This is a genomic window from Methanosarcina sp. WWM596 (genome assembly GCF_000969965.1).
GTDB lineage: Archaea > Halobacteriota > Methanosarcinia > Methanosarcinales > Methanosarcinaceae > Methanosarcina.
In genome coordinates, this window is record NZ_CP009503.1 from 1,867,356 (window position 1) to 1,884,974 (window position 17,619).

At 38.3% G+C, this 17,619-nt stretch carries 18 protein-coding genes and 3 pseudogenes; 15 read left to right on the forward strand and 6 right to left on the reverse strand.

The features are described 5' to 3' along the window. Positions 1-18: 18 nt before the first annotated feature. The 7 genes and pseudogenes from tnpB (at position 19) to thiM (ending at position 6,211) form a co-directional block, all read left to right on the forward strand. A pseudogene (gene tnpB / locus MSWHS_RS08245) lies at positions 19-1,129 on the forward strand (IS200/IS605 family element RNA-guided endonuclease TnpB). A gap of 1,080 nt (positions 1,130-2,209) precedes the next feature. Continuing rightward, on the forward strand, positions 2,210-2,842 hold the full coding sequence (locus tag MSWHS_RS08250; RefSeq protein ID WP_231585660.1) for a hypothetical protein: 633 nt from the start codon (positions 2,210-2,212) through the stop codon (positions 2,840-2,842). A gap of 271 nt (positions 2,843-3,113) precedes the next feature. Continuing rightward, entirely contained in the window at positions 3,114-3,362 is a 249-nt protein-coding gene (locus tag MSWHS_RS08255) for a hypothetical protein (protein WP_048158921.1), read from the forward strand. 49 nt (positions 3,363-3,411) lie between these two features. Beyond that, positions 3,412-3,917, forward strand: a pseudogene (tnpA, locus tag MSWHS_RS21390) (IS200/IS605 family transposase). After that, positions 3,880-4,011 (forward strand): helix-turn-helix domain-containing protein, encoded by a 132-nt coding sequence (locus MSWHS_RS21395; RefSeq protein ID WP_231585661.1) that lies wholly within the window; start codon positions 3,880-3,882, stop codon positions 4,009-4,011. Before tnpA ends, MSWHS_RS21395 begins: the two are co-directional and overlap by 38 nt. Positions 4,012-4,069: 58 nt before the next feature. After that, complete coding sequence (locus MSWHS_RS08265; protein ID WP_231585662.1) at positions 4,070-5,155, forward strand: transposase; 1,086 nt, start codon at positions 4,070-4,072, stop codon at positions 5,153-5,155. Positions 5,156-5,425: 270 nt separating this feature from the next. Further along, positions 5,426-6,211, forward strand: a complete 786-nt coding sequence (thiM, locus tag MSWHS_RS08270; protein ID WP_048128040.1) for a hydroxyethylthiazole kinase — start codon at positions 5,426-5,428, stop codon at positions 6,209-6,211. A 31-nt stretch (positions 6,212-6,242) separates the two neighbouring features. Here the strand turns inward: thiM and MSWHS_RS21400 are convergent, their stop codons facing one another. Next, a complete protein-coding gene (locus MSWHS_RS21400) occupies positions 6,243-6,383 on the reverse strand; it encodes a hypothetical protein (protein ID WP_231585663.1) in 141 nt (46 codons plus the stop codon). A gap of 129 nt (positions 6,384-6,512) precedes the next feature. Here MSWHS_RS21400 and thiE point away from each other — a divergent pair, with 129 nt between their 5' ends. Next, positions 6,513-7,211, forward strand: coding sequence for a thiamine phosphate synthase (thiE, locus tag MSWHS_RS08275; RefSeq protein WP_052722656.1), 699 nt, complete (start codon positions 6,513-6,515; stop codon positions 7,209-7,211). A 128-nt stretch (positions 7,212-7,339) separates the two neighbouring features. Here thiE and MSWHS_RS08280 read toward each other — a convergent pair whose 3' ends face one another. After that, positions 7,340-7,663 (reverse strand): transcriptional regulator, encoded by a 324-nt coding sequence (locus MSWHS_RS08280; protein ID WP_048128039.1) that lies wholly within the window; start codon positions 7,661-7,663, stop codon positions 7,340-7,342. A 426-nt stretch (positions 7,664-8,089) separates the two neighbouring features. Here MSWHS_RS08280 and MSWHS_RS08285 point away from each other — a divergent pair, with 426 nt between their 5' ends. The 3 genes from MSWHS_RS08285 to MSWHS_RS08295 all read left to right on the forward strand — a co-directional run bounded on the left by MSWHS_RS08285 (position 8,090) and on the right by MSWHS_RS08295 (position 12,573). Next, positions 8,090-9,397: an IS4 family transposase gene (locus MSWHS_RS08285; RefSeq protein ID WP_048159596.1), complete on the forward strand. Its 1,308-nt coding sequence runs from the start codon at positions 8,090-8,092 to the stop codon at positions 9,395-9,397. A 236-nt stretch (positions 9,398-9,633) separates the two neighbouring features. Beyond that, positions 9,634-10,959 (forward strand): O-acetylhomoserine aminocarboxypropyltransferase/cysteine synthase family protein, encoded by a 1,326-nt coding sequence (locus MSWHS_RS08290; protein WP_082088094.1) that lies wholly within the window; start codon positions 9,634-9,636, stop codon positions 10,957-10,959. 6 nt (positions 10,960-10,965) lie between these two features. Next, on the forward strand, positions 10,966-12,573 hold the full coding sequence (locus MSWHS_RS08295; protein ID WP_048128036.1) for a homoserine O-acetyltransferase: 1,608 nt from the start codon (positions 10,966-10,968) through the stop codon (positions 12,571-12,573). Between the two features lie 663 nt (positions 12,574-13,236). Here MSWHS_RS08295 and MSWHS_RS08300 read toward each other — a convergent pair. The 4 genes and pseudogenes from MSWHS_RS08300 to MSWHS_RS19190 all read right to left on the reverse strand — a co-directional run. Continuing rightward, the gene (locus tag MSWHS_RS08300; RefSeq protein WP_048128035.1) at positions 13,237-13,794 is read right to left on the reverse strand and encodes a hypothetical protein; all 558 of its coding nucleotides are present in this window, start codon (positions 13,792-13,794) and stop codon (positions 13,237-13,239) included. Between the two features lie 19 nt (positions 13,795-13,813). Next, complete coding sequence (locus MSWHS_RS22280) at positions 13,814-13,948, reverse strand: matrixin family metalloprotease (RefSeq protein WP_082088093.1); 135 nt, start codon at positions 13,946-13,948, stop codon at positions 13,814-13,816. Between the two features lie 81 nt (positions 13,949-14,029). Beyond that, positions 14,030-14,374: a hypothetical protein gene (locus tag MSWHS_RS08305; protein ID WP_156148138.1), complete on the reverse strand. Its 345-nt coding sequence runs from the start codon at positions 14,372-14,374 to the stop codon at positions 14,030-14,032. A gap of 62 nt (positions 14,375-14,436) precedes the next feature. After that, positions 14,437-14,625, reverse strand: a pseudogene (locus tag MSWHS_RS19190) (DUF4277 domain-containing protein); the annotation flags it as partial. Between the two features lie 275 nt (positions 14,626-14,900). Between MSWHS_RS19190 and MSWHS_RS20180 the strand changes: the two are divergent. The 4 genes from MSWHS_RS20180 to MSWHS_RS22285 all read left to right on the forward strand — a co-directional run bounded on the left by MSWHS_RS20180 (position 14,901) and on the right by MSWHS_RS22285 (position 17,256). Beyond that, the gene (locus MSWHS_RS20180) at positions 14,901-15,050 is read left to right on the forward strand and encodes a DUF3796 domain-containing protein (RefSeq protein WP_156148137.1); all 150 of its coding nucleotides are present in this window, start codon (positions 14,901-14,903) and stop codon (positions 15,048-15,050) included. A gap of 1,735 nt (positions 15,051-16,785) precedes the next feature. Further along, on the forward strand, positions 16,786-17,034 hold the full coding sequence (locus tag MSWHS_RS21405) for a hypothetical protein (RefSeq protein WP_048128028.1): 249 nt from the start codon (positions 16,786-16,788) through the stop codon (positions 17,032-17,034). Continuing rightward, on the forward strand, positions 17,031-17,201 hold the full coding sequence (locus MSWHS_RS21410) for a hypothetical protein (protein WP_231585664.1): 171 nt from the start codon (positions 17,031-17,033) through the stop codon (positions 17,199-17,201). Before MSWHS_RS21405 ends, MSWHS_RS21410 begins: the two co-directional genes overlap by 4 nt. Next, positions 17,173-17,256: a hypothetical protein gene (locus tag MSWHS_RS22285; protein WP_369798977.1), complete on the forward strand. Its 84-nt coding sequence runs from the start codon at positions 17,173-17,175 to the stop codon at positions 17,254-17,256. The genes MSWHS_RS21410 and MSWHS_RS22285 overlap by 29 nt, the downstream gene beginning before the upstream one ends. Positions 17,257-17,619 lie beyond the last annotated feature (363 nt).

The window sequence follows — 17,619 nt, forward strand, 5'->3', positions numbered from 1 at the left end:
AGCATATAATGCCTTTGTATGATGCAAGCGTTCAAATTTAGACTCTATCCTACAACTACACAAGCTATTCAATTGAATCAGCATATAGGTAGCTGCAGATTTGTCTATAATTGGGCACTTGACCAGAAAATTAAAACTTATGAGCAGACAGGGGAATCAATTTCCAGATTTGACTTAAACAAATTAATTCCTACTCTAAAGGCTTCTAATGAGTGGTTAGGGGAAGTTAACTCTCAATCATTACAGGGGATGACTAAGCAGATTGAATCCGCTTTCACTAGATTCTTTAGAGAGAAAACAGGGTTTCCAAAGTTCAAATCAAAAAAGAATCCGATACAGTCTTTCCCTGTAACTCAACACTACACTGTAAACTTTGAAAATAATACTATCAAGCTTCCTAAAATAGAACCAATTAAAGCAGTTCTTCACAGGAAGTTTGAAGGAGAGCCCAAAACGGCTACGGTATCAAGGACATGTAAAGGACATTACTACATCAGTATCCTTGTTGAAGATGGAAAAGAACTTCCAGTAAAGGAAGCTTTCACAGAATCAACAACAGTAGGAATTGATGTAGGTATCAAAGACTTTGCTGTCCTTTCAACAGGAGAAAAGGTTGAGAATCCAAAGTACTTGAAAAACTCTCTTAAAAGGCTCAAAGTATTACAGAAAAGAGTCTCAAGGAAACAGAAAGGCTCTAAGAACAGGGCAAAAGCTAAACGAAGACTTGCTGTACTCCATGACAAAATAACAAATCAGAGAAATGACTTCCAGAACAAACTCTCTTTTAGACTTGTTAGCGAAAACCAAGCTGTAGCTCTGGAAACTCTAAATGTTAAAGGCATGGTTAAGAATCATCACTTAGCACAGGCTATAAGTGATTCTGCGTGGAGTAGTTTTGTAACAAAGTTGGAATATAAGGCTCAATGGTTTGGAAAAACCGTCCTGAGAATAGGACAATTTGAACCCTCTTCTAAGCTATGTAGTGTGTGGATACCACAATAAAGAGCTTCAGCTAAAAGACAGAGAATAGATTTGTCCAGACTGTAAAACCAAACACGATAGATACATTAATGCCGCTATCAATATTAAAAAATTCGCTCTCATAGATCAGAATCTAATTGGATTATGACACCGTAGGGACTACGGGGATGAGCTTGGGGACTTGCCCTCAATAGAGGGAGGAATGAACCAAGAAGCCACTCAGTCTTTAGCTGAGTGGTAGTTCACTAGCTGGAAACTATACAGTCTGTTTGACAGTAAGCAACACAAACAGTACGGATTCGAAGGTAGCTACGATAAGTGTAAAATAAGTGCAAGAAAAAGGGCTCTGGGATAAAAAGGGCTCTGGGATAAAAAGGGCTCTGGGGAAATCCTCTAAATTATATTTTTTACTCAAAAAGGTATAAAAGTGAGATTTTAAAATTATTCCTTATTTTTTATTCCCACAAAGCACCACAAAAAATAGCTACTGCTCGAAATGGATTTGGTACAGATCGTACAGAAATAGCATATAATTATTTCTGGATTGTAGGGCCAGAAAATTTCGAGGAAAAAAACCTTAATAAATCTCATTTAAACTTTTTACAGCATTCCTACAGTTTTGGTTAGGCTTTTTCTTTTCCTAATGATATCTCAACAGGGATCTTTCAGATTTTTAAACCTTTTTTTACTCCTACGGGAATAATAATAGGGCAGACGTTGCTAATACTACCTATTCTCATCAGATTTACTGTCACTGCTCTTGTGGGGTTAGCGCCCAGATAAAAGAATTGGCAATATCTCTCGGGGCCAGCACGTATCAAACAATAGTTATCATCATAAAAAAACAGTTGCCGTCATAAAAAAATAGTTCTCATCATAAAAGAATCCCGTTATGCTATAATGAGTGCCGTAATACTTGATTTTTGTTGGACCAACCGGATTCGAAAAAACTGTGCTGCTCAGGTAAATTGATTTACTGGAAAAACCGTCCTCCGGAACTATATATTTTGAAGGTACCGATGCTAATGAATCCAGTAATGCCCGGCTGGACATAAGACGGTAAATTGGGATGTTTTTCCAAAAACCTCTCGTTTTTAAGGCCAGCGTTTATGATAATATTGCTTATGGTTTGAAAATCAGGGGAAGAAAAGAGAATATGACGGGAGGATTAGAGAACTCCTTGAGTTGATAGGTCTTCCGGGTTACGAGTACAGATCCCAAGCTACTATTGCTGAATGAACCGACTGCAAATCTTGACCCCATATCTAAGAAGAAACTTGAGGAATTAATCCTGAAAATTAACCGTGAATCCGAAACAACCATTATACTGACCACTCATGACCTTTCACAGGACCAAAAGCTTGCAGACAGGATGATTATACTTTATAACGGGCAGATTCTGCAATCCGGAACGCCTGGAAAGATATTCAGGAAACCGAAAAACAGGCTTGTGGCTGATTTTGTTGGTATTGAAAATGTAATGAATGGGGAAATTGAGCAGAGTTCGGATGGTCTGGCAAGAATAAAAACAGATTCGATAACTGTGTTTACTTTGACTGAAAAAAAGGATAAAGTTAATTTCACGGTACGCCCTGATGAAATAACAGTATCCAGGGAAAAGGTACAAACCAGTGCCAGAAATAGAATTCAGGGTAAAGTTTATGGCATAATTGACACCGGATCACTTATCAAATTATTAGTAGATACCGGAGAATTCTTCAATGTTTTTATAACTCGTGAATTTCTTAATGAACTCAATATCTCTATAAATGAACTCAATATTTCTATAAATGAACTCAATATTTCTATAGGAACCAGTGTCTGGTTATATTTTAAAGCAGCTGCTGTTCATGTATTTTGAATCAAAAGGGGTTCAAATTTTGAGTCATAAATGATTCAAGCAATTATTTGATTTTTAGAATTGTATTTAGCTTTCAGAAATATTCTTTTTGTAAGATAATGCATTCGTTTTTGGGACAAAAAGTATTTTACCGATAAGTTCCTTTTCCACCACATTAACAATTGTGAATTTCATTTACTTATATAAATTTCTTCAAGTTTAAGTACCGCGCTAACATGGCCAGAGAGATACACAGGCTAACAAGGGTTGCAACCCAGATAAAACACCTGTGATGCTTCAGGAGACTCATAATTCGATCAGCGGTTGTATTGGTGGGAAGGAAGGCACAACGGTCTTCTGCATAAAATGTGATAACGGATCAATGGTCCCGTCATCACATGATGTTGTAATGGATGTGACTCTTGCGGTTTTTGTTAACGGACACCATGCTCTGATCGCAATGGTAAGTCCGACGATGCTTGAAGAATTTGTAACAGGGTTTTTATACACGGAATGGATCAAAAATGAGGAGCATTTTTAACTCTAAGGCGGGAAGTCCCCTTCCTCGGAGCGTTAGCGACAGGTTGGGGATGAATAATCATTTCGTTCAATGCGTGAAATATAGAAGAAAAGCTCTAACGAACCCTTTAGTTGTTGATTTTCTCAAAACAAAAATCCATAACATAAGTGAAACATTTGATGTTGAAGTGCTGAATATCGAGTGTGACAAAGACCATTTTCATTTATTATTTTCAGCAAAACCTTCGCTTGATATTCCAAAGTATATCAACACCATAAAACAATAACTTCAAGGGAGATTCGTAAAAACTTCCCTGAAGTAAAAACTATGTTATGGAAAGATACATTCTGGTCAAGATCGTATTTTATCGAATCGACAGGACAAATAACCATAGAAGGACAAGTAACCTTAGAAGGACAAGTAACCTTAGAAGGACAAGTAACCTTAGAAGGACAAGTAACCTTAGAAGGACAAGTAACCTTAGAAGGACAAGTAACCTTAGATATACTGAAGCAATGTGTGGAGAATCAAGGTAAATATGCATCTGACGAAGAAGATAAAGATCAATCCAACTGAAGAACAAGTAGATGTTCTTTGGCAATTATCTGAACAGTGTAGATGCCTCTATAATTTCGCTTTAGCCAAAAGAAAAAGACTCATGGGAAACTAGATAAGAAACTGAACAAAGAAGTGTGAAATATATAGAACAACAGAATCATCTTCCAGCATTGAAAGAAAAATACCCTCAGTACAATATAGTGTATTCCAAAGTACTGCAATCGGTATTGAAAAAGCTTGATGCTAATTACAAATCATTCTTCTCATTCTGGAAAAATGGTGCTAAATCTGCAAGACCGCCAAAGTTCAGAAGTGGAAAATACTTTATGACGTTGGTTTACAATCAAAGTGGATTCAAAATCAATAGTGAAAAACTTAGTTTCTTTCATAAGGCAAATGAAATCCCATTATCTTTTGAAGTCGGAAACGCCTGTGATTTATTGACAATCAAGCAGATAGAAATCTACAATGATGATCCATACAAGGGTAGAGGAAATTTCTTTGTATCAATAACATATGATGAAAATCCTATAAGTCCTATAACAGAGTATGTTGATAACGATTTGTATCAAGCAATAGATTTAGGAATCACGAAAATAGTAACAGCAGTAAACACTCAAGGAAAATTCTTTGAAGTTAAAACACCACGTTCAGATCAATACTGGAATACTAAAATAGATACAATCAAATCCAGAAAAGATCATTGTAAAAAAGGAAGTAATAGATGGAATCGACTGCACAAAACATATAGAAAGATGGAAGCAAAAAAGTCTAATCAGATCAAAGACTTTCAACATAAGTTCTCTAAAACCATGATTGAAAACACCAGAGCCAATAAAATAATTGTTGGTGATCTTAACGTAAAAAGTATGGCTCAATCAAAGAAAGTAACTGGAAAAAGAAAACGTTCTCAGAGTAGATCAACCCGGAATCAAGGATACCTTTCTCGTATCATCGAATTCTTGACCTACAAAGCAGAGCTTACAGGTAAAAGAGTGATAAGAATTGATGAAGCTTATACATCAAAGGAGTGCTGTGTCTGTGGAAAAAGACACAACATACCTCTTTGGGAAAGAACTATGAAATGTGATTGTGGAAACGTTATTGATAGGGATAGAAATAGTGCTATCAACATCATGAAACAGTTCTTATCACAGAATGCTTTGTGGACAGGCTATCAGAAATTTTCTGATAATCTTCGACAAACAGGATTACAGATGGATACTTGCATCACTGCAAATATCCAGGTGACGTAATCACTCGAAGGAAGCTCCGTCCTCGCTTTCATCAGAAAACAGGGCGGGGTAGTTCACTTATGAGTCCTTAATGCTTTATTACGGGTACTACAGGTTTAACTGAAAGTTTCAGTGCTACCTTGTGCTTATACTGTAGTACTTATCACGAATTATACTACAGATGCTTATTCCAAACCCTGATGCTTATTTTAGAGCCCTGCTCTTTTTCCAGAAGCAAGGCTTTGATGCAAATAAACGCGTATAATTCAAAATGTCTATTGAGGAATACTGATGAACGAGCCACTAAAAACAATAAGGGAAACAAAACCCCTGATTCATCACATTACCAACTGGGTAACTATTTACGACTGTGCAAATATGACGAGAGCTTTTGGCGCGCTTCCTGTAATGGCTCATGCCCCTGAAGAATGTGCCGACATGACAAGGATCTCATCGGCTCTCGTACTCAATATCGGGACCCTGACATCCGATATTATAGATTCCATGCTCCTTTCCGCTACCGCTGCAAACGAAAGGAATATTCCGGTGGTACTTGATGCGGTCGGTGTTGGGGCTACGAAATTCAGGGATGAAATGGCTGCAAAAATCCTTGGTTCGGCCCGTATTGACATCATCAAAGGCAATTACTCCGAAATTGCAAAACTGGCAGGTGAAAACGCTGAAACAAAGGGGGTTGAAGCTACCTCAATCAATGCCGACCCCGAGAAAGTTGCAGAAGCATTCGCAAAATCAGAATCATGTGTAGTGGTAATGACAGGAAAGGAAGACATAGTAAGCGACGGAAACAGGACATTTATTGTGAAGAACGGGCATGAATTGATGGGTTCAATTGTCGGGACCGGCTGCATGGCTGCCTCAATAATAGGTTTATTTGCTGCGGTCAATCGGGATTATTGCAATGCTGCCAAAGATGCCTTATGTTACTTCGGAGTTGCAGGAGAACTTGCAGCTGTAAAATCAAACGGACCCGGAAGTTTTAAGGTTCACCTGTATGATGAAGTGTTCAACCTGTCAGATGAGAAAATAAAATGTATGAGGAATGTCGAAGAAAGATGAAGCTGGAAAAAGGGACTTACCCCCGGTTTGCTTAACCGGTACGAATACTATTCGGGCACCCTGCTGGTGAACCTTTGCTGTGCACCTGCCATGCCATCTCGAATGGCGTCTTTCGATCATTTTCGTCCAGCACCCTGGCGAATGGAGCCTGCCACCTTTGAATACATGACAATATAAATATCGGGCACAGAAAAGCTGATTAGTATATTATCAATAATTTATGAGTTGGCTCCTGATTAATTTATTTATTAAGTGGATCCGAATTATTTTTAAACACGTACAATGAATGGGCTGAAGCATTATGGATCAGAAAAACTCCAATCCGAAAAATTTCAATCAAAAAAATCTTCCCCGGAAAATTTCCCTTTTAAAAGAGATTGACTTTTACCTTGTAACAGACTCCGGACTCTCAAAGAAAGGGACTTTATCCGATGTAAGAGAAGCAGTTGAAGCAGGCTGCAAAATTGTTCAGTACCGGGAGAAAAACAAGAGTACAAAAGAAATGGTCAATGAAGCATCTGAAATCAAAAGAATATGCGGCAAAAGAGCAATATTTCTTGTAAACGACCGGATTGACGTTGCTCTGGCAGTTGACGCGGATGGAGTTCACATAGGTCAGGACGACATGCCAATTGAAACTGCAAGAACACTTCTGGGTGCAGATAAGATAATCGGCCTCACTGTTCACACCGTTGATGAAGCAATCGAGGCAGAGATAAATGGTGCAAATTATGTAGGTTTGGGCTCCATATTCGATACTGCTACTAAAAAAGATGCAGGAAAAGGAATTGGTCCTGCCAGAATAAGAGAAGTTAAAAATGCGATAAAAATTCCGGTAACAGCTATTGGCGGAATAAATAAAGAAAACTGCAAAATTGTAGTTGAAAATGGAGCTGACAGCCTTGTTGCAATTTCTGCAGTAGTTTGCAGCGACGATGTAAAAAAGGAAACTGCAGATTTCATAGATATAATTCAAAAAATCAAAAACAGAAATGTATAAGTGCATTTTTCAGGCAGAACTTAATTCTGTCCTGATTATATTCTCACAGACTTTTTATGATATTCTTACTTTCTGGTTTTTCCTTGTTATTTTTATCACGTTTGATCTTTCTTCATTTTAACTGCCTGTTATTCCGTAATACAGGTGCTACTGCAGTTGCTCTCAATTCCTCTGGCACTTGTACAGATCTTGCAGATCCTTGGTACAAAGTCGTCGACTTTATTGTCGATTAAGTCCTGAGCAAGTTTTTCAATCAATTTTTTTGTTTCACCCTGGAACTCAATTCTGTATCCTCTTTTTCCCGATATATACTGGGAAACTGCCGAAGGTGCAATCCCCAGCAACTTTGCGGAAGCTGCCTGTGACTGTCCTTTATTTACAAGTTCGATTGCAAGACTGGCCCTTATTGCGGGGACCAGATCCCACACAATCTTCTGACACGGAGTTTCCATAGTTACCATCACTTTTTGATATTTACAATTGAGAATAATATAACCTATGTATGTATATATTTATTATCAGTGCTATAAATAATAATAAGATTGCCCTGTGAAGCAATAATCTAATGAAAAAATAACTATTCAGCCATATGAAATATGCTTTTTCAGCAAAAAACTGCAATTCTCAGATAATAGTGGAGCTCTATTGAGCACCGCTAGAATAGTATCCCTGACATTCGGGTCATTCTTTTTAGTGCTTGATTGTTATCAAACGAAACTGTCAGGTTATTGAGGAATCTCTAAACTATTTTTTGAATTTTAGACTCCAGGCAATGTTTTTTTCGGTTAAGAGATACTTTTTCATACGTCATCGGTTAAGCGTTAGGGAATCACTCTCGTATGTGTTTTTATAATAATAATCTAAATATTAGTGCATCTATGTCTCCTCGTCCCCCACCTACTCTTGAAGACTCTCTTCGGGAAATGTTTCCCGAAGAGTGGTTAAGGCAAACTGCCAAAGAAACTGACCTCATAGTACGTGAGCGTAAAATTGACCCTGTCATCATCTTTTGGGTTTTAACTCTTGGTTTTGGTGTACGCTTGCAGCGTACACTTGCCAGTTTGAAAAGAGGATATGAAAAAGAATCAAATAAGACATTAAGCGACAGCAGCTGGTACTATAGATTCACTCCAGAACTTGTTGAGTTTCTTCATCAGTGTGTTATTCACGGCATAGAAGAGCTTGCAAAAGAACCTGGTAGAAAACTTTGCAAAAAACTCGAAAACTTTCAGGATGTTCTCATTCAAGACAGCACAATTGTTCGTCTTCACTCATCTTTAGCAGACAAGTTTCCAGCAGCAAGAGCAAGAACAGTATCAGCTGGGGTAAAAGTGGGAGTTATGGTAAGTGCAGTTGCTAATGGGCCTAAAACAGTTGCTCTGTACTCTGAAAAAACAGCTGAGATCAAAACATTGAAAATCGGCCCATGGATCAAAGACCGTATTCTTCTTGTTGATCTTGGATTTTACAAAACTCAAATGTTTGCAAGAGTTGAGGAAAACGGAGGATATTTTGTCTCAAGAATAAGGAAGAATATGGATCCTATTCTTGTTTCTGTTGAAGAAGGACTTTCTAAGACAAAAAGCAAAGAGTTCGCGGAAAAACCTGTTAGTGAGTGTATTAAACAACTCTCTGGAAAAGATATTGATGCAGTTGTAAAAATAGCATTCAAAAGAAGAGCGTATAAAGGCAAACAAAAGCGGGATGAGATGCTTGTACGTCTTGTTGCGGTATATAATGATGAGGATGAAAAGCATCACATATATATCACAAATATTCAGAAAGATGTTTTGAATGCAAAAGACATTGCAAAATTATATGGAGCAAGATGGGACATAGAACTGCTGTTTAAGGAGTTGAAAAGCAAATACGCTCTTGAAATTCTTGAAACAAAGAATGTGCAGGTAATTGAGGCTTTAATATGGACAGCAATGTTGACACTAATCGTTAGCAGAAGAATTTATTCTTTCGTAAGAAACTCGACAGCTCATCCTGAAAAAATGGCTCAATATACGCAGTTACGTTGGAGCACAATATTTGCAGAGAATGCATCAGATTTGTTGACAGTAATTCTGAATAGATGTGGAATTCAAAGAACTTTTGAAACAATAATGAGTGTATATGAAAGTCAAGCATTGGACCCGCATGTAAACAGAGAAAGGTTCAGAGAAGAATTCTTTTTATGAAAAGGTGAAATGAAAAACACTATTGGTAGATGGAAGTAAGTTCTTAACCGATGACCAATGGATACTTTTTTATAGAAATATCACAATTGTGAAGATCACGTCACAATTGTGAATGTATGTACAAAGTAAATGTATGTCAGAATGACAGAGTGGCTATGCTTCCGGCTGCAACCCGGAGCTATGTGAATTCGATTCTCACTTCTAAATTGAAAACCCCGGTCTGGAGACAAAATAAAATGGAAAACAAAAACGAAAATCAAACTGGAGAAAAAGGGTTGAAAAGAAGAAGCCTGGTAAACCCGGGTATCTCAACCCTCGCGATACATGCCGGTTCAAAACCTGATCCAGCTACAGGAGCAAGGTCAGTTCCGATTTATCAGACAGCAGCGTATGTATTTAAAGACACTGAAGAAGCAGCCGACCTTTTCGGGCTCAGAAAAGAAGGCAATATCTATACACGCCTGATGAACCCTACAACCGATGTCTTTGAAAATAAAATTGCTGCTCTCGAAGGAGGTATAGACGCCCTTGCAACAGCCTCAGGGATGGCTGCAATTACAACGGGTCTTCTAACTTTTACAAAACCCGGAGATGAGATCGTTTCAGGGGACAAGCTCTATGGAGGGACCTACGAGCTTTTCAATTATACGTTCCCCAAACTCGGAAGGACTGTAAAATTCGTAAACTCAACAAACCCTGAGGAATTTAAAAATGCAATCACCGAGAACACAAAAGCCCTGTATGTGGAATCAATAGGAAACCCGGGACTGGACGTCGCTGACCTTGAAAAACTTGCAGAGATTGCTCATGCAGCAGGAATCCCCCTTGTCGTGGACAATACTGTTTCTCCTTTGATCTTGAGGCCAATAGAACACGGAGCAGATATAGTCGTCTGTTCTGCAACAAAATTCATAGGAGGACACGGGACTTCGATAGGTGGGGTAATTATTGACTCCGGAAACTTTGACTGGAGCCCTGAGAAGTTCCCTGAAATCTGCGACCCCGACCCTGGATACCACGGCCTGAAGTATAAGGAAGCTTTCGGAAAGGCAGCTTTTATTGGAAAAGCGAGGGTTCAGTTCATGAGGGATACAGGCGCATGCATTTCCCCTTTTAATTCATTCCTGTTCATATTGGGGCTTGAGACCCTCCCCCTGAGAATGAAAAAACACTGCGACAATGCCCTTGCAGTTGCAAAGTTCCTGGAGGGTCATCCGAAAGTTTCCTGGGTCTCTTATCCTGGCCTTGAGTCTCACAGGAGCCATGAACTTGCACAGAAATACCTCACATCAGGTTCTGGTGCGATAATAGGATTTGGAATTAAAGGTGGAATTAGTGCGTGCAAAACGTTTATTGAAAGCCTTGAGATCTTTTCCCACCTTGCAAATATCGGGGATACAAAAAGCCTTGTAATCCATCCAGCTTCAACCACCCATGAACAGCTTTCAAAAGAAGAACAGCTGGCATGTGGAGTAACTGAAGACTTCATCAGGCTTTCCATAGGAATCGAGGATGAAAAAGACCTGATTTTCGACATCAAACAGGCACTTTCCGAGGTCTGAGTAAACATGGCAATTTCTTCCGTAAGTTCTTCTAAATCTAAATCTAAAAAACTGTTTTCGGAAAAAAAAGGCAAGAGTATCGGGATAGTCCGCTCAATGAACTATAAAATCCCAGGAACCTTCAGCCTTGAGAGCGGAAAAACCCTTTCTAGCGTCAGGATAGAGTACGAAATGTATGGAAAGCTGAATGCCGATAAGAGTAACGTTATCCTGATCTGCCACGCCCTTACGGGAGATGCTCATGCTGCCGGTTTCCATACAGGTGAGCGAAAACCCGGCTGGTGGGACATTGTAATCGGTCCCAATAAAGCGTTTGACACTGAAAAATACTGTGTCATCTGCTCAAACATACTGGGCGGCTGTAAAGGCTCTACAGGTCCTTCTTCCATAGACCCTGAAACCGGAAAAAATTACGGCATCTCCTTTCCCGTAATTACCATAGCAGATATGGTAAAGGCCCAGAAAAAGCTTGTCGAGCACCTCGGAGTAAAACAGCTTTTTGCGGTTGTGGGCGGCTCCATGGGAGGAATGCAGGTGCTCCAGTGGACGGTCAACTACCCCGATATGGTAAAAAAAGCAATTGCAATAGCGACCACAGCCTCTACGACCCCGCAGCAAATCGCATTTGGAGCAATCGGCAGGAAAGCCATAACCGATGATCCGAAATGGAACGAGGGAAACTACTACGGAAAAGAAATCCCTGCACAGGGCCTGGCCCTTGCACGCATGATAGGGCATATTACATACCTGAGTGACGCTTCAATGCAGGAGAAGTTCGGAAGGCTCGAGCGGGATGCGGATGCAGCAGGCATGAAAAACACGACAGGCACGACAAGCACGAATTTGTCTGAACTCTCCCCGGCTGCCTCCCCTGAACTCTCCCTGGATGTCTCCCCTGACCTCGCTCCAAACTTTCAGGTTGAGAGCTATCTGAATTATCAGGGAGATAATTTTACAAAGCGTTTTGATGCCAATTCTTACCTGTATATTACAAAAGCCGTGGACTACTTTGACCTTGCAAAAAACGGCTCCCTTATAGAGGGCTTTTCCGGAGTTACTGCAAAGTATCTAGTAATTTCTATCTCTTCAGACTGGCTCTATCCCCCTTACCAGGGTCAGGAGATCGTATCGGCTCTTACTGCAAACGGAATAGATGCCAGGTACGAAGAAATCAGGTCTCAATACGGACACGATGCTTTTCTGCTTGAAGAGGGACAGCTGAACTACCTGATAAGGGGCTTCCTCTCGCAGATTCTTGTAAGCGACGTGATGAACCGGAATTTCTATTCGGTCTCAAGAGACGAAACAATCGAGCACGCGTCAAGACTCATGGTAAAAGAACGTGTGAGCCACCTGCCGGTCATTTCAGAGGATGAAAAGCTTGAAGGCATTGTTACCTCCTGGGACATTACAAAAGCAGTAGCCTGCAAAATCAATGAGCTAGATGAAATTATCACACGGTATGTCAAGTACGTATATGAAGACGAAAGGATTGAGAAAGCGTCCTCAATAATGGAAGATTACTCAATTTCCGCACTTCCGGTCATTGATTCCGAGCACCGCGTAATAGGCATTGTTACGAGCGAAAGCATAAGTGCTCTTATTTCTAAGTAAACGTAAACATAAGTACCGAAAAGTCGATGAATAGTGAAAGTGTCAAGTCGATGAATAGTGAAAGTGTCAAAACGGGTAGTGAAATTAAGATGTGACGGAGTTCAGGTTATTCTAATAAATTTTAAAAATAGATTGAATCTAAAGTCCTCAGTAGACAGTTGCTTTATAGTTCAACGTAAGTATATTTTTATGATTATATGGATAAAATAGTTAGCGGTGAAATATATTCTAAAAAAGTGAGTATAAGCCAGTTTGTTATCAGGTGGCTAAAATAGAGGGAAACATGATAACTGACTTATAAATAAACATACCTCATACTTTGCTAATAAATAATTTTTGCAGAAAGTGTCTCCTAATAAGAGGCGTGAGCAAGGGTTTGAATCTTATCCCTCACACTCTTAGGGCTCGTTACGAAATAACCTGGATAATGCATAATTATGTTGGGATTTAATCGGTGGGCTTGCTTGTGAAAATGGTGGAGTACAGTCTAAAAAGTTGCCTATGTTATTTCGCGGTGAGCCCTAAGAAGTTCTTAAGACACAGCCAGTTTACTGGCTCTGCCTGCACCAAAAATGGAGTCGTTTTTTGGTTAAATAAACGACTCCATGATTCATAGCTTTTTTAAATAAACTTTGATTCGTAAGTGATTTAATTACTAAAAAATTACTCTTGTTGTTCTCTTTTATTAGGCAGTTTTTCAGGAATCTCTTCAACAAGTGCTTTTTGGAACCTCTTCGTCGTATTCTGGTAATCTTCTTCTGTTTTAATTAAAATATTTCCATATACAGGAATGAAGGTATATCCTCTTTCGTCGTTTCCTTTAGTACAAAAGAAATAGGTTTTCCCTGGCTGTAGGAGTTCATCTCCCTCTGTAAGAATCAGAAATGTGTCATCGTTGATGGTTTGGAAGCCACCTCTTTGATTTACAATAACTTTTCCTGAAACATCACCTTTTATTGTTTCTAAGACCTCAACGCTGAAATGTGTACGGACATATGGCTCGGTGGAGTTACCAACTTGCTCAATGACTTTACCAATGAATGCATCAGTTGAAGCACCAATTAGTTCTCGGTCATCAGAAACATTGATAGCATAGAGAGCAGTACCATAGGAGATTTGTATATCATCACCCGTTTCATTTGGTTGAGCGATATAAACAATGGTACTTAGGATGGCTGCAAGTACGAAGACTGCGAGTAGCTTATTAAATTTATTTTCCACTATTTTCACTCCTGTAGAATTAATATAGATAATTATAAGAGTCTATATCGTCTACTCCTAGTGTGGTTCTACTTGTTGCATGTTCATACATTATATTGTTTGAATTACTGTGGGCAAGTCCTAATGCATGCCCTAATTCGTGTGAAGCAGCCATTTTTTTGTAACTAGCTGTGAAACTGTCGAAATAGTATTCATTGAATCTGATTAAATCTGTGAATGTTGATAAAGGATGGTATTATCCAACCATTCCATCATCTTCGTTGTAATAGTCACCATATTGGTCATCTTCATATGTCCAAATGGTATCTGGTAAAATATCGACTTCACCGAGATCATTCCATAAGTCGAATGAGTACTCTTGAGCATCAGTGTATTGTGTACTTCCTCCGTAGCGGATTTCTCCATCATCGACGGCACTATAGCCTAAGACGTAGACATTGGCTGAGGCCACGCTAATAGAACTAATGATCAACATTGTGATCAATATCGATAAAACTTTGATTCTGTGTTCCTTCATTTTATTTCGCCTCTTATTTAAAGGCAGGATTACGCAAACCTTAACATCGCCAAAGCCAACCATAACCAAGGCAAAAGGAATCTGTATAGTAACTATTTTTCCATACCTTAACATCGCCAAAGCCAACCATTGAGGACCATTGCAAGTATACAATTAGCGTGAGAAACTTTGTGATCTCGTGATTTGGGAAACTTTTCATTGATCAATTTGTCAACTTCGAGTTCACGGAATAAACTGACTATGATTCCAAGATGTCCTAAAAAGGTAGTACGTTTGATTATGGCATTTGACTTATTGTTGCTGTTTTTAGGGATGTGGAAGTCACAAAAAGAGATATTGTGCTGAATATATTTAATTATTCATCAACCTGCCGAATGCAGATCTTATCCAGCCCATATTCTGTTAAAATCCTGGATAGCTGTTGTGGATGGATAGCTGTTGTGGATGGATAGCTGTTGTGAATGGATAGCTGTTGTGGATGGATAGCTGTTGCAGAAATAGACGCAATTTATCATGATTTCTCACTTAACCAAAGACGTATGCATTCTTTTTTAAAAAATTTTAAATATTTTTTAATATTATTTCCACTATGGAAAACAAAAAAAATTTAGGCTACTTTGGATTTTTAGGAATTAAAGGAGTAGTGGGACTAGCAACCGAAAACTATGAAATGGCAGGATACGTGGCTTTTTTTGTTTTTTTATCTTTTTTAAATATTTCAAAGAATACTAATTTCTAAAAAAGTCATGTTTTTGAAAATTAGCTAAGAAGTAGATGGTAGGGTTTTGAGTCCCTATTCTCAAGCCCTACCTGCGATCCAACCCTAGATTAAGAGGAAACCCTACTACTCTTAATCTGTACATCTATGACAACATCAATATATATATCATAATTGATACGAAAAATTAAATTTTATTTTAAATTTTGATATAATTAAATAATTATATTATATTAAAAATTATAATGTCATTGAAAATAACAAAAATTGCATAAGAAAAGCGCTATAGTGAGCTTGAAATTTTTTACGCCAAATTATTTTTCGTTAGGGTACAATTTTTGATGTAATTAATTTAAAATAATTTATCTTATTATTATATGCTGGAGTTGGAAAATAAGGTGGGGTATAATCTACCACACAAAGAATCACCTGGAGGGTCGCTGATCCTTTCTTCGAATTTAATATGTTTGGGGAAGCATAAACAAGATTCGAAGACTGTATTGGGGAATGCAGTAAGGATGCAGTGCCTCTGGGTTTCTTCTTACGTTAACTTTTCTGCTGTTTTTCACCGGATGTTTTTTGATCTTTTCAATTTTGATTAAGAGCCTATCTGAAAAGTCAGTAATGCAATGTTGAAAAGTCATAATGGGTATATAATATCAGAGTGTCCGTCCCGGTTTTGCATATTGCATATTGTAAAAGTTACAGTATGTAACCACTTTTCGGATAGGTCCTAAGTGATTGATATTTAGTGCAAAAAGAAAAAAACGATTGGCTCAAAATCCTGAATTATGAATTTTTACCTGTACAACCTTATTAGGTATACCGAACCGCTCTTGTCATGCTAACGTAGGAGAGCGGCTTTCAGACAAAAAAGAAGAAAGAAATGGAGTAAAAGCAACAAAGCAGCTACCAACTAAACCTTAAACCTGAAAGGCTTAAAAGCTCTTCATTCGGGCTTCAAAGTTCTTTTTCATGGCTTTTTTTAAAAGGCCGGTCGCCTGCGACCGGTGGGAGTGTAGGGTTCTGAAAATGGAAATAACTGACAACATCTGCGGGCTAAAACAAGCATGAAATCGTAACCTGAAAGAATTAGAATCCAAAGCCAAAATTGAGTTAAAACAAAGAATTTGAGTTAAAATAAGGAGTTAATTTACTAGAAAAGCCTTTTAGGATTTTTTAAAGTGATCCATAAGGTCTGGTCCAATTTTATGTAATTTAGTTCTGTACTCAGTTAATTTACTACTTATTTAAGTCATTACCCAGTTAAGTCACTTAGTCAAGTTATTACTTATTTAAGTCACTTAGTCAAGTTATTACTTATTTAAGTTACTTAGTCAAGTTATTACTTATTTAAGTTACTTAGTCAAGTTATTACTTATTTAAGTTACTTAGTCAAGTTATTACTTATTTAAGTTACTTAGTCAAGTTATTACTTATTTAAGTTACTTAGTCAAGTTATTACTTATTTAAGTCACATATCTTCTTTGTACGTCTTCTTCATACATTGGGACTGACCCTATGGACCAATTATGTATATGTAAGTAATAGTATAAAAAAGCAACGACTTTAATCTTATTTTTTAGCAGTACTGCTATCTAACATCCACAACAAAGCACAACATTTAAATTCCAATGCCCGAAACCAACGCTTCAAAACAGGTTAACAACAGGTGATCACATGAGACTCCCACCCAAAAAAGTAAAAAATAGATGCCTTCTGGGACAGGTTCTGGAGTGGTGGGCTGTCCAATCTTTTGCAGTCCATTGAGCAGATGTCGTACCTCTTTTCCATGAAAAAGCTTGAGGATATGGACGTGCTGGAGCAGGGGTGGGCGAACGTGAACGGACAGGTTTACGTTTCTATCTATGAGGGGCATGAGGATTGCAGGTGGTCGGAATGGAAGCACAAACCGGCTGAGGAGATGATGAAGCACGTCAGGGACGTTGTGTTTCCGTTCATCAAGAATATTCATGATGGAGAGCGCTTTTTTCGCAGCATATGAAGAACGCTGTGTTCATGGTCCCCAAGCCGTCTCTTGTGCAGGAAGCGGTAGGAATCATTGATGAGCTCGACATTTCAGGGCAGAGTTCTGAATCACCATCTAAAAACCCCAGAACCCACCGTGCTTTGCACCCCTTCCATGATAGAAGGTGTAGACATTGCAGATGAATCCTCCAGGTTTCAAATTTTGATTAAAGTCCCGTACCCAAATATTTTTGATTAAAGTCCCGTACCCAAATATTTTTGATTAAAGTCCCGTACCTGAATATAAGTGATATTTACATTCCAAAAAGGAAAGATGACGACCCATTTTTTTATAAATACAAAACTGCTATAATACAAAACTGCTATTTTAGTATGCCAGAGTATTGGATGGTCTATAAGATCAGAGGAAAATTGGGCCTATACCTTTACCTTGGATTCCAGATTCCCTAAATATATTTCAGATAACAGTAATTTGATGAAAAACTCTGTGAACTTTTATGAGAAAAGAATTTTTGGTTTCCCCTCAGAAAAAACAATACCGAAATTGAAGAAAGAAATATTCCAGAATTTACTTTTTGAAAGAACATTAAACCAGGGTCAT